This window comes from Variovorax sp. GW821-FHT09B05 (assembly GCF_059418265.1).
In genome coordinates, this window is record NZ_JBWKPN010000001.1 from 946,284 (window position 1) to 962,811 (window position 16,528).

At 69.6% G+C, this 16,528-nt stretch carries 14 protein-coding genes; 8 read left to right on the forward strand and 6 right to left on the reverse strand.

Annotated elements, in window-relative coordinates; genetic code table 11:
* Window positions 1-55: 55 nt before the first annotated feature.
* Together AC07RM_RS04085 and AC07RM_RS04090 are read left to right on the forward strand one after the other, a co-directional pair.
* Window positions 56-2,293, forward strand: a complete 2,238-nt coding sequence (locus AC07RM_RS04085) for an NADP-dependent isocitrate dehydrogenase (protein WP_093346814.1) — start codon at window positions 56-58, stop codon at window positions 2,291-2,293.
* 23 nt (window positions 2,294-2,316) lie between these two features.
* Window positions 2,317-2,670 carry a DUF1161 domain-containing protein gene (locus AC07RM_RS04090; RefSeq protein ID WP_495333194.1) on the forward strand — a complete coding sequence of 118 codons (354 nt, stop codon included), beginning with the start codon at window positions 2,317-2,319 and terminating at the stop codon, window positions 2,668-2,670.
* Between the two features lie 12 nt (window positions 2,671-2,682).
* Here AC07RM_RS04090 and AC07RM_RS04095 read toward each other — a convergent pair whose 3' ends face one another.
* Entirely contained in the window at window positions 2,683-4,212 is a 1,530-nt protein-coding gene (locus tag AC07RM_RS04095; RefSeq protein WP_495333196.1) for an FAD-dependent monooxygenase, read from the reverse strand.
* A 101-nt stretch (window positions 4,213-4,313) separates the two neighbouring features.
* Here AC07RM_RS04095 and AC07RM_RS04100 point away from each other — a divergent pair, with 101 nt between their 5' ends.
* Window positions 4,314-4,811, forward strand: coding sequence for a glutaredoxin domain-containing protein (locus AC07RM_RS04100; RefSeq protein WP_208508296.1), 498 nt, complete (start codon window positions 4,314-4,316; stop codon window positions 4,809-4,811).
* Window positions 4,812-4,837: 26 nt separating this feature from the next.
* On the opposite strand, the gene AC07RM_RS04105 is transcribed toward AC07RM_RS04100, so the two are convergent.
* Window positions 4,838-5,830, reverse strand: a complete 993-nt coding sequence (locus tag AC07RM_RS04105) for a GlxA family transcriptional regulator (RefSeq protein WP_495333198.1) — start codon at window positions 5,828-5,830, stop codon at window positions 4,838-4,840.
* Between the two features lie 40 nt (window positions 5,831-5,870).
* Here AC07RM_RS04105 and AC07RM_RS04110 point away from each other — a divergent pair, with 40 nt between their 5' ends.
* Window positions 5,871-7,016: a DJ-1/PfpI family protein gene (locus AC07RM_RS04110; protein WP_495333200.1), complete on the forward strand. Its 1,146-nt coding sequence runs from the start codon at window positions 5,871-5,873 to the stop codon at window positions 7,014-7,016.
* Here the strand turns inward: AC07RM_RS04110 and psrA are convergent, their stop codons facing one another.
* From psrA to phnD, 4 genes are all read right to left on the reverse strand, one after another.
* Window positions 7,017-8,114: an iron-containing alcohol dehydrogenase PsrA gene (psrA, locus tag AC07RM_RS04115; protein ID WP_495333202.1), complete on the reverse strand. Its 1,098-nt coding sequence runs from the start codon at window positions 8,112-8,114 to the stop codon at window positions 7,017-7,019. It abuts the gene before it with no gap.
* 74 nt (window positions 8,115-8,188) lie between these two features.
* Window positions 8,189-9,013, reverse strand: coding sequence for a phosphonate ABC transporter, permease protein PhnE (gene phnE, locus AC07RM_RS04120; protein ID WP_495333204.1), 825 nt, complete (start codon window positions 9,011-9,013; stop codon window positions 8,189-8,191).
* A complete protein-coding gene (gene phnC / locus AC07RM_RS04125) occupies window positions 9,010-9,816 on the reverse strand; it encodes a phosphonate ABC transporter ATP-binding protein (protein ID WP_495333206.1) in 807 nt (268 codons plus the stop codon). The genes phnE and phnC overlap by 4 nt, the downstream gene beginning before the upstream one ends.
* Window positions 9,813-10,682 (reverse strand): phosphonate ABC transporter substrate-binding protein, encoded by an 870-nt coding sequence (phnD, locus tag AC07RM_RS04130; protein ID WP_431514489.1) that lies wholly within the window; start codon window positions 10,680-10,682, stop codon window positions 9,813-9,815. The genes phnC and phnD overlap by 4 nt, the downstream gene beginning before the upstream one ends.
* 147 nt (window positions 10,683-10,829) lie before the next feature.
* On the opposite strand from phnD, the gene AC07RM_RS04135 reads away from it, so the two are divergent.
* From AC07RM_RS04135 to AC07RM_RS04150, 4 genes are all read left to right on the forward strand, one after another.
* Window positions 10,830-11,717: a LysR substrate-binding domain-containing protein gene (locus AC07RM_RS04135; protein WP_490878809.1), complete on the forward strand. Its 888-nt coding sequence runs from the start codon at window positions 10,830-10,832 to the stop codon at window positions 11,715-11,717.
* 129 nt (window positions 11,718-11,846) lie between these two features.
* On the forward strand, window positions 11,847-14,072 hold the full coding sequence (locus AC07RM_RS04140) for a hypothetical protein (protein ID WP_495333209.1): 2,226 nt from the start codon (window positions 11,847-11,849) through the stop codon (window positions 14,070-14,072).
* 11 nt (window positions 14,073-14,083) lie between these two features.
* Window positions 14,084-14,338 carry a hypothetical protein gene (locus AC07RM_RS04145; protein ID WP_495333211.1) on the forward strand — a complete coding sequence of 85 codons (255 nt, stop codon included), beginning with the start codon at window positions 14,084-14,086 and terminating at the stop codon, window positions 14,336-14,338.
* Between the two features lie 39 nt (window positions 14,339-14,377).
* The gene (locus AC07RM_RS04150) at window positions 14,378-16,528 is read left to right on the forward strand and encodes a phosphocholine-specific phospholipase C (protein ID WP_495333213.1); all 2,151 of its coding nucleotides are present in this window, start codon (window positions 14,378-14,380) and stop codon (window positions 16,526-16,528) included.

Here is a 16,528-nt window from a genome sequence, read left to right on the forward strand (position 1 = left end):
CCCGACGGCCGGAAATCCCAGTGACCCGACAGCCCAGCATCTACGGAAGAAGCGCATGAGCACGAAGCAACCTACCATCATCTACACCCTGACCGACGAGGCGCCCCTGCTGGCGACCTACGCATTCCTGCCCATCATTCGCGCCTTCGCGAACCCGGCCGGCATCAACGTCGAAACCAGCGACATCTCCGTGGCGGCCCGCATCCTGGGCGAATTCCCCGAGCTGCTGAGCGACGACCAGAAGGTGCCGGACAACCTCGCCGAGCTGGGCAAGCTCACGCTCAAGCCCGAAGCCAACATCATCAAGCTGCCCAACATCAGCGCCTCGGTGTCCCAGCTCAAGTCGGCCATCAAGGAACTGCAGGGCAAGGGCTACAAGATCCCCGACTACCCCGAAAACCCGACCACGGACGAGGACAAGGACATCCGCGCGCGCTACAACAAGTGCACCGGCAGCGCCGTGAACCCCGTGCTGCGCGAAGGCAACTCCGACCGCCGCGCGCCCAAGGCCGTCAAGGAATACGCCCGCAAGAACCCGCACAGCATGGCCGACTGGAGCCAGGCCTCGCGCTCGCACGTCTCGCACATGCACGGCGGCGACTTCTACCACGGCGAGAAGTCCATGACCCTGGACCGCGCGCGCAACGTCAAGATGGAGCTCATCACCAAGAGCGGCAAGACCATCGTGCTCAAGCCCAAGGTCGCGCTGCTGGACCGCGAGGTCATCGACTCCATGTTCATGAGCAAGAAGGCGCTGCTGGCCTTCTACGAGAAGGAGATCGAGGACGCGCACAAGACCGGCGTGATGTTCTCGCTGCACGTCAAGGCCACCATGATGAAGGTCTCGCACCCCATCGTGTTCGGCCACTGCGTGAAGATCTTCTACAAGGAAGCCTTCGAGAAGCACGGCAAGCTGTTCGACGAACTGGGCATCAACGTCAACAACGGCATGGTCGACCTCTACACCAAGATCGCCACGCTGCCCCAGAGCACCCAGGACGAGATCAAGCGCGACCTGCACGCCTGCCACGAGCACCGCCCCGAGCTGGCCATGGTCGACTCGGCCAAGGGCATCACCAACTTCCACTCGCCCAACGACGTGATCGTGGACGCCTCCATGCCCGCGATGATCCGCAACGGCGGCAAGATGTGGGGCGCCGACGGCCGCCTGAAGGACGTCAAGGCCGTGATGCCCGAATCGACCTTCGCCCGCATCTACCAGGAGATCATCAACTTCTGCAAGTGGCACGGCGCCTTCGACCCCAAGACCATGGGCACCGTGCCCAACGTCGGCCTGATGGCGCAGAAGGCCGAGGAATACGGTTCGCACGACAAGACCTTCGAGATCCCGGAAGACGGCGTCGCCAACATCACCGACCTGGACACCGGCGAAGTACTGATGAGCGAGGACGTCGAGCAGGGCGACATCTGGCGCATGTGCCAGGTCAAGGACGCCGCGATCCGCGACTGGGTGAAGCTGGCCGTCAACCGCGCGCGCAACTCCGGCATGCCGGTCGTGTTCTGGCTCGACGCCTACCGCCCGCACGAGGCACAGCTGATCACCAAGGTCAAGATGTACCTGCACGAGCACAACACCTCGGGCCTGGACATCCAGATCATGAGCCAGGTGCGCGCCATGCGCTACACGCTGGAACGCGTCGTGCGCGGCCTCGACACCATCAGCGCCACCGGCAACATCCTGCGCGACTACCTGACCGACCTGTTCCCCATCATGGAGCTGGGCACCTCGGCCAAGATGCTGTCGATCGTGCCCCTGATGGCCGGCGGCGGCCTGTACGAGACCGGCGCGGGCGGCTCGGCCCCCAAGCACGTGCAGCAGCTGGTGGAAGAGAACCACCTGCGCTGGGACTCGCTGGGCGAGTTCCTCGCGCTGGCCGTGAGCCTCGAAGACCTGGGCCTGAAGACCGGCAACAAGCAGGCCGCCATCCTGGCCAAGACGCTCGACACCGCCACCGGCAAGCTGCTCGACAACAACAAGAACCCCTCGCCCAAGACCGGCCAGCTCGACAACCGCGGCAGCCAGTTCTACCTGGCGATGTACTGGGCACAGGAACTCGCCGCGCAGACCGACGACACGGAACTGCAGGGCCGCTTCAAGAAGCTGGCGGAGGCCCTCTCGTCCAACGAGCAGAAGATCGTCGACGAACTCGCGGCCGTGCAGGGCAAGGCCGTGGACATCGGCGGCTACTACCTGGCCGACAAGGCGAAGTTCGAAGCCGTGATGCGCCCGAGCGCCACGCTCAACGCAGCGCTGGCCTCGGCCCAGGGCTGATCGACAGCGCGCGGGTGGCAGCCGTGAAGCCCTCCTGGCGCGCGATGCTCCCCGCCGTGCTGGCCCTGGCCGGCGCGGCGGGCAGCGCGCACGCGGCCGAGGACTGCGAGGCCCTGCGCACCCGCATCGAGTCGAAGATCGCCGCCGCCGGCGTGGCGCGCTTCACCGTGGCCGTCGTCGATGCCAACGCGTCGACGAACGGGCAGGTGGTGGGGAGCTGCGAGCTTGGCAGCAGGAAAATCGTCTATGAAAGGGACGTCGGTACTGGCGCGGGGTCGGCGCCGGTGGCGGCGGGACCGGGCTCGGCTTCGGTGGGGGAGCCGATGCTGACTGAGTGCAAGGACGGGAGGGTGTCGATGGGTGGGGATTGCAAGTAGCTTCCTGAGGCATCACGTCGTGCATGGCGCTGCAACCCAGGTGGCCAGGGCTTCTTCAAGACCCTCCCACGATGGCCCTCCAACCCACGCCACGTAGCCGTCGGGCCTGACCCACACGGCCGCCGGTGCACCGACCTCGCCGATCACCGGAAGCTCCCAGGTGCCATCGAAGCTGGCATCGACCACCTGGACCTTGTCGGCCAGGCGTTCCACATCGGGGCTGCCCGGCATCCCGAAATTCAGCAGCAGCGGCCGCGCCGAGTGCATCAGCGTGAAGACGCGCTTCGTACCTTCCGCGGTCACGACCTCGATATCCGGCATCCTCCTGCCCACCAGTGGATGCCCCTCTCCCAGGTCGTACCGGATATCCAATCCCGACATCATCCCCGCGAAGCGCTTGCGCGGCTCCTCCATCCGAAGCAGCTCCGACATGCTTTCCGCCAACGCCTTGCTGCGATCGTCTTGCCGCCGTAGCGCGACCTGCGCCAGCGAATTGCGCAGCACCAGCGCCCCCACCGGATGCCGCTCCGCCTGATAGCTATCGAGCAGGCTGTCCGGCGAGATCCCCTTGACCACCTGCGCCAACTTCCACCCGAGGTTGAAGGCATCCTGCACGCCGAGATTGAGCCCCTGCCCGCCCGCCGGGTAGTGCACATGCGCCGCGTCGCCGGCCAGCAGGACCCGTCCCTGCCGATAGCTGGCGGCTTGCCGAGCCATGTCCGTGAAGCGTGAGATGTGAAGGGGGCTGTGGACACCGAAGTCAGTCCCATAGTGTGCGATCAAGCCTTCGCTGAGATCGCGCAAGGTGGGTTGATCGGCGCGGCCTACATCCCGTTCCGTCACCATGATCCGAACCGTCTTCCCGTCGTCCATCCGGCTGAGGCCATGGATGCCGATCGCGTCGTGACGCATGCCCCAGGTGGGTTCGTCGGCGATCTCGGCCTCGGCGAGGATGTGGCTCACGGTCGGGTCCCACCCCGGAAACTCGATCCCCGCCGCCTTCCGGATCACGCTGCGCCCGCCATCACAACCGACCAGGTATTGCGCACGCAGCGTCTGGCCGTCGCGCAGATGGACGTCGACACCGGCCTCGTCCTGATCGAAACCGACCACCTCGCGCTCCCGATACGTGGTCACCCCCAGTTCGGCAATCCAGCCCGCAAGAATGCGCTCGATGTGCTTCTGCCACAGCGCCAGTCCGTAGTTGTGCCGCGTCGGAAAGTCGCTGATGTCGAGCCGGTTGAGGCCGAACGCGGCCACCTGGGCGGTCTGCCCCTCGGCCAGGAACCGGTCGACGATGCCGCGCTGGTCGAAGATCTCGAGGGTGCGCGCATGCAGGCCGCCGGCGCGCGATCCTTCGATGTCCTGGTTCGAGCGCCGCTCGAGGATCGCGACATCGACGCCGGCCAGCGCCAATTCGCCCGCGAGCATCATGCCGGTGGGGCCCGCGCCTGCGATCAGCACCGCATGACCATCGCCAGGCGCGGTGACGCCTGCGGAAATCTCGTCCTGGGTTCGGCCCGTCTCGTTCGATCGACTCATTGCCTGCGGTCCTCCATGCGATGGTGTACGGCTTGTTCGGATACCACGAGGGCCCTGTAACATCGCCCTGCTTGGCCTCGACCAGACAACAGGTACGCCCCATGCGGTTGCTCCCCATTTTCGTGGTTCTGCTTGCGAGCGCGGCATCCGCCGCCGACGGCCCGACCGCCACGACGACCACGCTCTACAAGTCCATCGGCCCCGACGGTCGAACGATCTACAGCGACGTCCCGCCCCCACAGGCACGCGAATCGAAGACGCTGACGTTCAAGAACCTGCCGGCCAGCCCCCTGTCCGCGGAGACCCTCGCGTACATCGAGCAGTTGCGCCAATCCGCGGACAGCCGGGCATCGGCACCGCTCCCTCGCGACACGGTGCTGTTCTCGGCCAAGTGGTGCGGCTTCTGTCGGCAGGCGAAGGCCTACCTGGCGGCCAAGGGCATCGGCTATCGCGAAGTGGACATCGACACCAACGAAGGCAAGCTGGCCTATGCGCAACTGGGTGGCAACAACGGCGTGCCCCAACTGTTCGTGAATGGCCGAGGTCTCACCGGCTTCACGGCCTCTGCTTACGACGCCTTCCTGCAGCCTCGCAAATAGCTTTCCCGCCGGAAGCGGGGACCCGCCTAACTCCCCTCCCTCCACCCCCCCGGCGTCACCCCATGCAGCCGCACGAATGCCCGCTGCAGCGCATCCACCGACCGAAACCCGCTGCGGCTCGCGATCCGTTCCTGCGTCCACGCGGTCTGCCGCAGCAACTGCGCCGCCGCCGCCACGCGCGTGCGCTCGACGAAGCGCGCGGGTGTGCACCCGGTCTCCGCCGCAAAGGCACGCGCGAAGTTGCGCGGGCTCATGCCCACGCGTTCGGCCAGCACCTCGACCGCGAGCTCTTCCTGCGGATGGGTGCCGATCCACGCCACCAGTTCGCGCAGCCGGTGGCTCGCGCTGGCCTGCGCCTGCAGCGCGGGGGTGAGCTGCGGCTGCTCGCCGCCGCGCAGCATCGGCAGCGCCAGGGTGCGCGCGATGTCCATCGAGACCTCATGGCCGAGGTCGTCCTCGACCAGCGCGAGCGCGAGTTCGATGCCGGTGACCACACCCGCCGAAGTCCAGACCTTGCCGTCGCGCACGTAGATGCGCTGCTGACGCACGCGCACCTGCGGGCGCAGTTCCTGCAGCATCTCGCACACGCGCCAATGGGTGGTGGCCTCGCGCCCGTCGAGCAGGCCGGCCGCGGCGAGCGCAAAGGCGCCGCTGCACACGCTCGCGACGCGGCGCACGCGCGGCGCGGCCTGGGCGATCCAGTCGCCGATGCGTTGCTCGAGGATGGCGTGACGCACGGCGGGCTCGTCGCCGCCGGCCACGATCAGGGTGTCGATGGCGGCGGGCAGCGCGTCGAGGCTGCGGGTGTCGCCCAGCTGCAGGCCGCTGTTGGTCGACACGGTGCCGCCACCCGGCGAGGCGATCAGCACCTCGTAGCTGCCGGGGCGCAATTGCTCGGCCTTGCTGAACACGCTGGCGGGGCCCGCGACGTCGATGGCCTCGACGCCATCGAACGCGATCAGCACGACGGTGCTGGCAGGAACCGCGGCTTCTTCGTCCTTGTGGGTGGGGGTCGGCATTCCTAAGCTCGGTGCATCGAGGTCATGAAGGGGATTCTCCATGTGGAACGGGCTGCGTGCGCTGCTGTGCGCGAGTATGGCGGCGATCGGGTTGGCGGGATGCGGCACGGGCACACGCGATGCGGCGGTGCCGCCCGCGGCGCACGACGAGGCGGCGCTCGCGCGCGACCGGCAGGCCTTCGTCGAGGCCATAAAGCCGCGCCGGGCCGGCCGGCCGGTGGTCGCGATGCTGGCGCTCAACGAAGGCACCGAGCTCACCGACCTGCTGCTGCCGCACGCGGTGCTGCAGCGCGCCGACGTGGCCGAAGTGCGGATCGTGGCGCCGCGTGCGGGCCGGGTCACGCTGTTCCCGGCGCTGCAGGTCGAGGGGGCGCAGGACTTCGCCACCTTCGACCGCGCCCATCCCGCGGGCGCCGACTACGTGATCGTGCCCGCGATGGAGCCGGCCGATGCGCCCGCGGTGAGGGCCTGGCTGCAACAACAGGCCAGCCGAGGCGCGCGCGTGATCGGCGTGTGTTCGGGCGCGCTGGTGCTCGCGCAGGCCGGCCTGCTCGACGGCCGGCGTTTTGCCGGCCACTGGTACGACCGCGGCACGCTGCGCCAGCGGCCCGGCGCCACGCATGTGCCCGACCGGCGCTACCTGGTCGATCGCGACGTGGCGACGACCACCGGCATCACGGCTTCGGTGCCCGCGACACTGGCGCTGGTCGAGGCCATCGGCGGGCCCGCGAAGGCCGGGGCGATGGCGGCCGAACTCGGCGTGGACGGCTGGGGACCGGCGCATGCGAGCGCGCCCTTCGGCCTCACGACCGGCCGCGGCGCCGAGTACCTGTTCAACAAGACGGCGTTCTGGCGCGGCGAGCGTCGGCAGCTCGAGGTGCGCGACGGCGCCGACGACATCGCGCTCGCGCTGGCCACCGATGCATGGACGCGCACGGGGCATGTCGATGTCGAGGCGGTCTCGGCCTCGGGCCCGGTGAAGCTGCGCAGCGGTCTCGTGCTGGTGGCCGGCCCCGCCACGCGCGAAGCACGGCCGCTGCCGCTGGTGGCCACGCTCAAGCCGGTGCAGCAGCTCGACCGCACGCTGTGCGAGATCGCGAGCCGCTACGGCAACGCGCGGCGCGACTGGGTGATGCAGGAGATGGAATACCCGCGCACGGCAGCGAACACCGCCTGCGCGTCCTGATCAGCCGGCGTCGGCGGCGATGAAGTTGCGCCCGCGCGCACCGGCCAGCGCCTGCAGGATGCGTTCGCTCCAGTCCGCCTCGGGGATGCCATAGCTCAGCGGATCGACGCTCACGCCCAGCCCCTCGAGAAAGGCGCTCAGCGACGCGACGGCATGCTCGATGTCGTGCGCATCGAACACCGAGAGCAGCAACGCATCGAGCGCCGGATCGCGCCCGGCCGCGAGCTGCATGATGCGCGGCAGGCTGAACGAACACGCGATGCCGTGCGGCACGCCGTGCCGCAGCGTGATGTCGTAGGACAGCGAATGCGCGAGCGCGGTGCGCGTGTTGGAAAACGCCAGGCCGGCCTGCAGCGCGGCAGTGGCCAGGCGTTCGCGCAGCTCGGGCCGGTCGGGCCGCGCCAGCAGTTCGGGCAGCGTGGCGACGATGCTGCGCGCCGCGCTCACGGCCAGGCTTGCCGACACCGGGTTGCGGTGCACGTTCCACAGCGACTCGAGCGCATGCGACAGCGCGTCGAGGCCGCTGGCCAGGGTGGCCGCATGCGGCAGGCTCAGCATCAGGTCGGCATCGACGATGGCGGCCTCGGGCCAGGTCCAGGGCAGCTGCAGCGACAGCTTGCGCGCGCGCGTCTGGTCCCACACGGTGGCCCAGGGCGTGACTTCGCTGCCGGTGCCGGCGGTCGTGGGAATGGCCAGCAGTTGCCGGTGCCGCCGCGCTGCGGCCGGCGCGCTGTCCGCGCCTTCGAGCAGCGCGAGCAGTTCGTCGAAGCGGCCGCCTGCGGGGCGCGTGAGCATGACCTTCGCGCAGTCGATCACGCTGCCGCCGCCGAGCGCGATGACGCAGTCGACCTCGGCATGCTCGCGCCACAGCCGTTCGTACATCGGCGCCAGCCAGGCCACGTCGGGGTTCGGCAGTACCTCGGTCTCGATGGCCGCGAGGCGCTCGCCCAGCAGGCCGCGGATGCGATCGACGAGGCCGAGGCCGACCGCCTCGGGGAAGGCGATCAGGATCGCGCGGCGTGCGCCGAGCAGCCCGGGCAGTGCATCGAGCGAGCCGCAGCCGGCATGCACGTCGACGGGGTTGTAGTAGGTCCACATGATGGGTTCGGGAAAGCTCGCGCCACGGCCGCGTCATGCAGCCGGGCGCTCAAGAGAAAAGATCCGCGCGGCCTTCAGTGCCGGCCGCTGTGCTGGATGCGGTGGCGCAATTGGCTAGAGAGCAGGTCGGCCACGATCACCATCACGGTGATCACGATGATGCAGGTGGCGGTCTCCTGGTAGCGGAACAGCTTGAGGCTGCTCACCAGCTCGAAGCCCAGCCCGCCCGCGCCCACCATGCCCAGCACGGTGGCCGAGCGCAGGTTCACCTCGAAGCGGTACAGCACGACGGCGATCCAGGCCGTGACGACCTGCGGCAGCACGCCGAACACGATGACCTGCAGCGGCCGCGCGCCGGTGGCGCGCAGGGCCTCGAGCGGGCCCTGGTCGATCTCCTCGATGGCATCGGCGAAGAACTTGCCGAGCATGCCCGCGCCATGCAGCGCGAGCGCCAGCACGCCGGGGAACGGACCGAGCCCCACGGCCGACACGAACACCAGCGCAAGGATCAGCTCGTTGATGCTGCGCACCACGTTGAGGGCCTGGCGCGTGCACTGGTAGACCCAGCGCCGGCTCTGCAGGTTGCGCGCCGCCAGGAAGGACAGCGGAATGGCGGGCAGCACCGCCAGCAGCGTGCCCCAGACGGCGATCTGGATGGTCTCGAGCGCGGGCGCGACCAGGCGGCTCAGGATGTTGGTATCGGGCGGCATGGTGCGGCCCAGGAAGTCGAGGATCTGCGGCAGGCCCGCTGCCAGTTCGGACCAACTGAGCTGCGCGCCGCCGGCGCTCCATTGCAATGCCCAGCCGACCACGCACAGGCCGATCAGCAGGTTGAACCAGCCGCGGCGGCTCTCGGGCAGCGGGCCGGTCCAGGCGTATCGGGTCGAGGGGTTGTTCATGCGTGTCCTTCGGTGCGCGCCAAGAGCGGCAGCGGCACGGCCGCCGGGGCGGCGGGCTCCTTGCGATCGGCCGCGGGCTGCGGCACGTAGATGCGGTCGATGTCGTCGGGGCCCATGGCCTGCGGCGCGCCGTCGAACACGACGCGGCCCTGCGAGAGGCCGACGATGCGGTCGGCGAACTCGCGCGCGTAGTCGACCTGGTGCAGGTTGCACAGCACGGTGATGCCGAGATCGCGCGAGGCATCGCGCAGGTACTGCAGCACCTTGCGCGAGGTCTGCGGGTCGAGGCTCGCGACCGGCTCGTCGGCCAGGATCAGCCGCGGCTGCTGCGCAAGCGCGCGCGCGATGCCCACGCGCTGCATCTGGCCGCCCGAGAGCGAATCGGTGCGCGCATGGGCCTTGTGCGCGAGGCCCACGCGGCCCAGGCATTCGTGCGCCAGCGCGATGTCGGCGCGGCTGAAGAAGTGCAGCACCGAGGCCAGGGTCGACACCGCGCCGAGCCGGCCCGTGAGCACGTTCTTCAGCGCGCTGAGCCGCGGCACCACGTTGTGGTGCTGGAAGATCATGGCCACGCGCTGGCGCAGCGCGCGCGTGTCGGCGCAGTTCACGGCGTCCATGCCGTCGACCCTGAGCTCGCCGCCATCGGCCAGCGCCAGCCGGTTCACGCAGCGCAGCAGGGTCGACTTGCCGGCACCCGATTCGCCGAGCACCACCACGAACTCGCCCGCCGCGGCATCGAGGTCCACACCGCGCAGCACGGCGTTGTCGCCGTAGCGCTTGGTGAGCTGCCGGATGCAGATCACTTCATGCTCCGCAGGTCGAGCTTGAGCACCTTGGCGGTGTCGCGCACCACGTTGTAGGCCGCGTCGGTGGTGGGCTGGAAACCGTTGAGCACGCCCTGGTCGCCCCAGGGCAGGTCCTTCACGTTGGCCAGCGCCTTCGCGATCTTCGCCTTCAGCGCCGGATCGAGGTCCTTGCGCCAGACCATCGGCGACTCGGGGATCGGGTTCGACGACCAGACGATCTCGAGCTCGTCCTGCTTGACCTGGCCCTTGGCGATGGCGCTCGCGAGGATGCGGTCGGCCACGGCGGCGGCGTCGACCTTCTTGTTGGCCACGGCCAGGATGCTGGCGTCGTGCGAGCCCGAGAAGATCACGCGGCCGAAGAAGGTCTCGGGGTCGTAGCCGGCCTGCAGCAGGCCCGACTTGGGGAACAGGTGGCCCGAGGCCGAGGTCGGGTCGACGAAGGCGAAGCTGCGGCCCTTGAGGTCGGCGGTCTTGGCGATGCCGCTTTCCTTGCGCGCGATGATCACGCTCTTGTAGGAGCTCTGGCCGGTCTTCTTGGTCACGGCCACCGCGAAGGCTTCCACGTCCGCGACCTGGTTCGCGAGCACGTACGAGAACGGGCCGAGGTAGGCCACGTCGAGCTTCTTGGAACGCAGCGCCTCGATCACGCCGTTGTAGTCGGTCGCCACGAAGGGCTTGACCGGCATGCCGAGCTGCTGCTGCAGGCTGTCGAGCACCTGGCGGCTGCTCTCGATCATGGCCTGCGAGTCCTCGGCCGGGATCAGCCCGATGGTGAGGGGTTGCGCGGCCAGGGCCGGCAGGGCGGCGACCGCGGAGAGGGCCAGGGCGATCAGGCTGCGGCGCAGGCGAAGAAGGGTGTTCATGGTGGTGTTGGGGATGGGAAAAGGGACTGGAAGGGACCGGAACGGCAGGCGTCGGCCTGCGAGTACCCCAAGGCTAAGAACGCCATGTGACAGGCGCATATCAGATCGATCACGGATTTGTCACGATTCCATTCAAACAATCTATGGATGTCCGCTGCCAAACTCCGCGCCTTCCTCGCCGTCGCCCAGCACGGCAGCTTCAGCGCCGCCGCGCGCGCCGTGGGCCTGAGCCAGCCCACGCTGACCACCCAGGTCCAGGCGCTGGAGCGCCAGCACAAGGTGATGCTGTTCCACCGCCAGGGTCACCGCATCGAGCTCACCAGCGTCGGCGAGCGCCTGCTGCCCATCGCGCGCCAGATCGCCGCGCTCGAGCTCGATTCGTACAACCTGCTGCACGACAGCGGCGACCTGCAGTCGGGCGAGCTCAAGCTCGGCGCGGTCGGCCCTTTCCACGTGATCGAGATGGTCGACGCCTACCGCCGGCGCTATCCACGGCTCGACGTCTCGATCCGCATGGGCAATTCGTCGTCGGTGTTCAAGGACCTCGAGGAATACGCGGTCGACATCGGCGTGCTCGCGCGCTTCCACGAGGCGCCGGGCTTCAGCGCGACGCCGTATGCGCGCCATGCGCTGATCCTGTTCGTGCACCGCGACCATCCGTTCGCCAGGCGCGGCGAGATCCGGCTCGAGGAACTGCACGGCCAGCCCATGCTGCAGCGCGAGAGCGGCTCCAGCACGCGGCGCGCGCTCGACGAAGCCTTCGCGCGCGCGGGCGTGCGGCCGAAGCTCGCGATGGAGATCGGCAGCCGCGAGGCGATCCGCGAAGCGGCCGCGCGCGGCATCGGCATCGGCGCGGTCTCCGAGGCCGAGTTCATTCCCGACGCGCGCCTGCGCACCGTGCGCATCGAGGGCGATCCCGCGGTGACGCAGACCTACCTCTACTGCCTGCAGGTGCGGCGCGACAGCCGCGTACTCGCCTCCTTCTTCGACGTGGCGCTGAAGCTGCGCAAGGGGGAGTTCGAAGAGGCAGCGTGAGCCGCGCTCGCACCGATCGATCTGACGAAAAAGCCGACAGGACGAACGAAATACTCATGGGCTTTCGTCTCTGGCACGTCACCCCGCTCTTCTGTAATTCGGCCACTCCATCACCAGAGGCCGATAGACATGCCAGTCGAGCAACTACCCCACGCCCCCGCGGACCGCGCCACGCCGGCGCGCCGCTTCCCTGAATCCGCGCGCCCCCGCAGGGCCGCATCGACGCGCGCCTTCGCACTCGCCGCCACGCTCGTCGCCGCGCTCGCGGGCTGCGGCGGCGGCAGCGGGGGCGCCTCGCTGCCCTTCCTGCCGCCCGCGCAAGGCGGTAACGACACGCCCGAGGGCCCCTCGGCGCCGGCCGCGAACCGCGCGCTGATCATCGACCTCGATGGCGCCACCTACGGCGCGGTGCGCAGCGGCATCGCCGCCGGCACGCTGCCCAACCTCGCGCAGCTCGAGCCGCGGCTGGCCTACAGCGGCGGCATGGCCGGCACGCCGAGCCAGCAGCCCACGCTCGACACGCCCGGCTGGGCCACGCTGCTGACCGGCACCTGGGCCGCGCGCCACCAGGTGATGTCGGAAGCGCCGAAGCAGGCGATCCGCGGCGCCACCGTGTTCCAGCTGGCCAAGACGAAGAACGGCACGAGCAACGGCGCCGCCGTGGCCTCGGCCGGCCTGGCCCAGTTGCTGGCCTCCGACCACGACAGCGGCACGCTCGATGCGCTGGCCGACTGCTCGAAGGATGCGACCGCCACCGACTGCGTGACCACGCAGGCCACGCAATTCATCGGCGGCGACTACGCCACCGTGCTCGCGCAATACCGCGCGAGCAAGGACGCGGCGCTCGACTTCGGTCTCGCCTCTCCCCAGTACGCGGGCACGCTGGCCACGCTCGACAAGGCGGTCGGCACGCTGCTCGCGGCCACCGCGAAGCGCGCCAACGAACGCTGGCTGGTCGTGATCACCGGCAACCACGGCCTCAGCGCCAACAGCCAGGACGATGGCCTGCCGCTGGTGCCCGAGTCGAGCACCTTCATCGGCCTGAACCAGCCCGCCAACATCGCGGCACAGGGCATCGGCGCGGCGCTGCCGCAGACGCTGGCCGAGCTCTACGGCTACGCCAGCATCGCCGACGTGGCGCCGACCGTGCTCGGCCACCTGAAGGCGCTGCCCGACGCGAAGGCATCCCCGATGGACGGCGGCCGGCTCACCGGCGCGCAGCCCGTGTCGCGGCTCACGGCCTCGGTGCTCGACAACAACTCCGCCACCGTGAGCGTGAAGCTCGACTGGGTGGCGCCTTCGACCGGCGCGATCACGGTGCTGCGCGACGGCCAGCCCATCGCGTCGAAGCTGCCGGCCGGCACCACCACCTTTACCGACAACCAGCTCGCGCAGGTGCTGACGGCCAAGGGCAGCTACCAGTTCGACTACACGGTGCAGGCCGGCGACGGCGACGACGCGGCCGCGCGGGCCGTGCTCTCGCCGCGCGTGTCGTACGTGCCGCCCGTGCCGCTGGCGCCGACGCTGAAGAACGGCCTGGTCTCCTACTACCCGTTCAGCGCCACGCTGCCGCCGATCGACGCCATGGGCCACAGCACCATGGGCCCGGCCGCGAGCGACCTGCCCGCGGCGGCAGGCCTGGTTGTGCCGGGTCCGTTCCCGGGCACGCACGGCCTGCTGATCGACACCAACTTCGTCACCACCGCCGGGATCGAAGGCTACCGGCTCACGCCGGCCGAGGGCTTCGACATCGCCAAGGGCACGGCGCCGCAGTTCACCATCGGCCTGTGGTTCAAGACGCCCGTCTGCGTCTCGAAGAACAACGTGACCATCCTCTCCAACAAGAGCTATGTCAGCGGCGGCAACGCGGGCGTCGCGCTCGGCCTGTTCGCGAGTTCGGGCGACCAGTGCGGCGTGGCCTTCAACATCGGCTCGGGTGGCGGCGTGCGCGCGGACGGGCCGACCAGCCCCTACACGCAGATCGCCATCGACCGCTGGGTCTACATCGCGTTCTCGGTCGACGGCGTGGCCAAGACGATGAACATGACCGTGTTCGATCCCGTGACCAGCACCACCAACCGCGTGGCGGTGGGCAAGTCGACCGGCGCCGTGGACCTCTCGAAGCTCTCGCCGTACCCGCACTGGGGCATCGGCGACGACGGCACCGGCACCTTCCTGATGAACAAGTGCAATGGCTCCGTCACGCCGCCGTACGTCGCGGGCAAGTGCGCGACCGCGCCGACCTACCAGGAGCATTTCGGCGACCTCGCGCTGTGGAACCGCGTGCTGACCGATGCCGAGCTGCAGTCGATCTTCCTGTCGAACAAGCCGCTGTCGACGCTGTCGGCCAACTGAAGGGAAGCGCGATGACATCCAAGTTCTTCCCCGGATGGCGCGCCGCCGCGAAGGCGCTCGCCCTGGCCTGCGCCGCGGGTGCGCTGCTCGCCGCCTGCGGCGGTGGCGGCGGATCGGGCGCCCCGTTCGCCGCGCCGCCCGCGGCCAATGCGAGCGGCGATGGCGCCGCCGCGCCCCAGGTGCCGATCGTCTCGGCGCCCGGCAACGGCGCCGAATCCGGCGCCGACGTCCCCGTCCGGAATTCCAGGCTCGATTGCGCGCCCTGAGCGCACGCGTCCGGCCAGTCACTCTCATTGCCGATCACCATGACCACCTTGAACCGCCGCGCCCTGCTGCGCGCCGCCGCGGCCAGTGCCGCCCTCGGGCCCTTCCCGCCCGCCATCCAGCGTGCGCTGGCCATTCCCGCCCACAACGCGACGGGCACGCTCAACGACGTCGAGCACGTCATCATCCTGATGCAGGAGAACCGCTCCTTCGACCACTACTTCGGCACCATGCCCGGCGTGCGCGGCTTCAGCGACCGCTTCACGATCCCGATGGCCTCGGGCCAGCCGGTGTGGCTGCAGCAGGGCGCGGCCGACACGGTGCAACCCTTCTACCTCGACGCCACCAAGGGCAACGCGCTGCGCGTGGGCGGCGCGCACGACTGGGGCGACCAGCAGGCGGCCTGGGACGGCGGGCGCATGGCGGCCTGGCCGAAGGCCAAGAACACCAAGATCTCGATGGGCCACCTGCGCCAGTCCGACCTGCCGTTCCACTGGGCGCTGGCCGATGCCTTCACGGTCTGCGACGCGTACCACACGTCGATCCACACCGGCACCTTCACCAACCGCATGTTCCTGTGGAGCGGCACCAACGGCGCCAACGTCGTCGGCCGCGCCTGCGTCACCAACGCCAACTGGGGCGGCCTCGGCCCCTCGGGCGACGGCCTGAACTGGACCACCTACCCCGAGCGCCTGCAGGCGGCCGGCGTCAATTGGAAGGTCTACACGCGCCCCGGCAACAACAGCAACAACAACCAGTTGGTCGCCTTCGCGTCCTACCGCGCGGTCGACGAGCAACTGCGCGCGCAGGGTTCGCCCAACGCGGCCTACGGCCCGGCGATGGAAGCGCTGTCGCCGCTCTACAAGGGCTTCGGCAACACCATGCCCGACGGCGGCTTCCTGCAGGCCGTGGCCGACGACATCGCCGCGGGCACGCTGCCGCAGGTAAGCTGGATCGTCGCGCCCGGCGCCTACAGCGAGCATCCGAGCATGTCGGTGCCGCAGCAGGGCGCCTGGTACATCCAGACCTTGCTCGACATGCTGACCGCCAACCCGGAGGTCTGGAGCAAGACGGTGCTGATCATCAACTTCGACGAGAACGACTGCTTCTTCGACCACGTGCCGCCGCCGGCACCGCCCTGGCGCAACGCCGACGGCAGCCACGAGGGCAAGTCGACGGTGGACATCGCGAACGAGTACTACACCATGTCGGCGCCGGCCGGCGACTCGAGCCAGCGCACGCCCGACGGCCGCCCCTTCGGCGCCAGCTCGCGGCTGCCGATGCTCGTGATCTCGCCGTGGAGCGTGGGCGGCTGGGTCAACTCGCAGGCCTTCGACCACACCTCGACCCTGCGCTTCCTCGAACAGCGCTTCGGCGTGCGCGAGACCAACATCAGCCCGTGGCGGCGCGCGGTGTTCGGCGACCTGATGTCCTGCTTCGACTTCCGCAACCCCAACGGCGCCCGGCCCGCGCTGGCGCCCGCGCCCACGCGCGCGCAGGCCGATGCCACCTACTCGCAGCAGGTGGCATCGCCGGGCGTGCCCGTGCCCGCCGCGGGCTCGGTGCCGCTGCCCTCGCAGGCGCTGGCGCTGCGCCCCTCGCGCGCGCTGCCCTACCGCCTGCACACCAGCGCCAATGTCGACCTCGCGGGCCGCCGCGTGTGGCTCAGCTTCAGCAACACGGGCACGCAGGGCGCGGTGTTCCACGTCTACGACGAACTCAACCTCGCGCGCTATCCGCGGCGCTACACCGTCGAGGCCGGCAAGATGATCTCCGACGCCTGGCAGGCCAGCACCGACGACGCGGGCCGCTACAGCCTCTGGGTGCTCGGGCCGAACGGCTATCACCGGCGCTTCAAGGGCCAGCTCGGCGCGCTGGCCGGCGCGGCCAACCCCGAGGTGCGCGTGTGCTACGACCCCGAGCGCAACGCGGTCCGCCTCACCATCATGAACATGGGCGAGGCCCCGGCCGCGGTGACGGTGCGCGCCAACGCCTATCGCGGCGACGGCCCGTGGACCTACACCGTGTCGCCGGGCATGCAGCTCGAGCCCTCGTGGAGCCTCGCCGGCACCCACAGCTGGTACGACTTCACGCTGACCATGGGCGATGGCTTCGAGCGGCGCTTCGCCGGCCGGCTCGAGACCGGCCAGGACGGCACCAGCGATCCGGCGATGGGCGTCGCCGCCTCGTAG

Coding starts and splice junctions, on each gene's coding strand:
- phnD (WP_431514489.1), bottom strand. CDS start 10,682: ATGAACACCCTTCTTCGCCTGCGCCGCAGCCTGATCGCCCTGGCCCTC.
- AC07RM_RS04105 (WP_495333198.1), bottom strand. CDS start 5,830: ATGCCGACCCCCACCCACAAGGACGAAGAAGCCGCGGTTCCTGCCAGC.
- AC07RM_RS04095 (WP_495333196.1), bottom strand. CDS start 4,212: ATGAGTCGATCGAACGAGACGGGCCGAACCCAGGACGAGATTTCCGCA.
- AC07RM_RS04145 (WP_495333211.1), top strand. CDS start 14,084: ATGACATCCAAGTTCTTCCCCGGATGGCGCGCCGCCGCGAAGGCGCTC.
- AC07RM_RS04100 (WP_208508296.1), top strand. CDS start 4,314: ATGCGGTTGCTCCCCATTTTCGTGGTTCTGCTTGCGAGCGCGGCATCC.
- AC07RM_RS04150 (WP_495333213.1), top strand. CDS start 14,378: ATGACCACCTTGAACCGCCGCGCCCTGCTGCGCGCCGCCGCGGCCAGT.
- AC07RM_RS04110 (WP_495333200.1), top strand. CDS start 5,871: ATGTGGAACGGGCTGCGTGCGCTGCTGTGCGCGAGTATGGCGGCGATC.
- phnE (WP_495333204.1), bottom strand. CDS start 9,013: ATGAACAACCCCTCGACCCGATACGCCTGGACCGGCCCGCTGCCCGAG.
- AC07RM_RS04085 (WP_093346814.1), top strand. CDS start 56: ATGAGCACGAAGCAACCTACCATCATCTACACCCTGACCGACGAGGCG.
- psrA (WP_495333202.1), bottom strand. CDS start 8,114: ATGTGGACCTACTACAACCCCGTCGACGTGCATGCCGGCTGCGGCTCG.
- AC07RM_RS04140 (WP_495333209.1), top strand. CDS start 11,847: ATGCCAGTCGAGCAACTACCCCACGCCCCCGCGGACCGCGCCACGCCG.
- AC07RM_RS04135 (WP_490878809.1), top strand. CDS start 10,830: ATGTCCGCTGCCAAACTCCGCGCCTTCCTCGCCGTCGCCCAGCACGGC.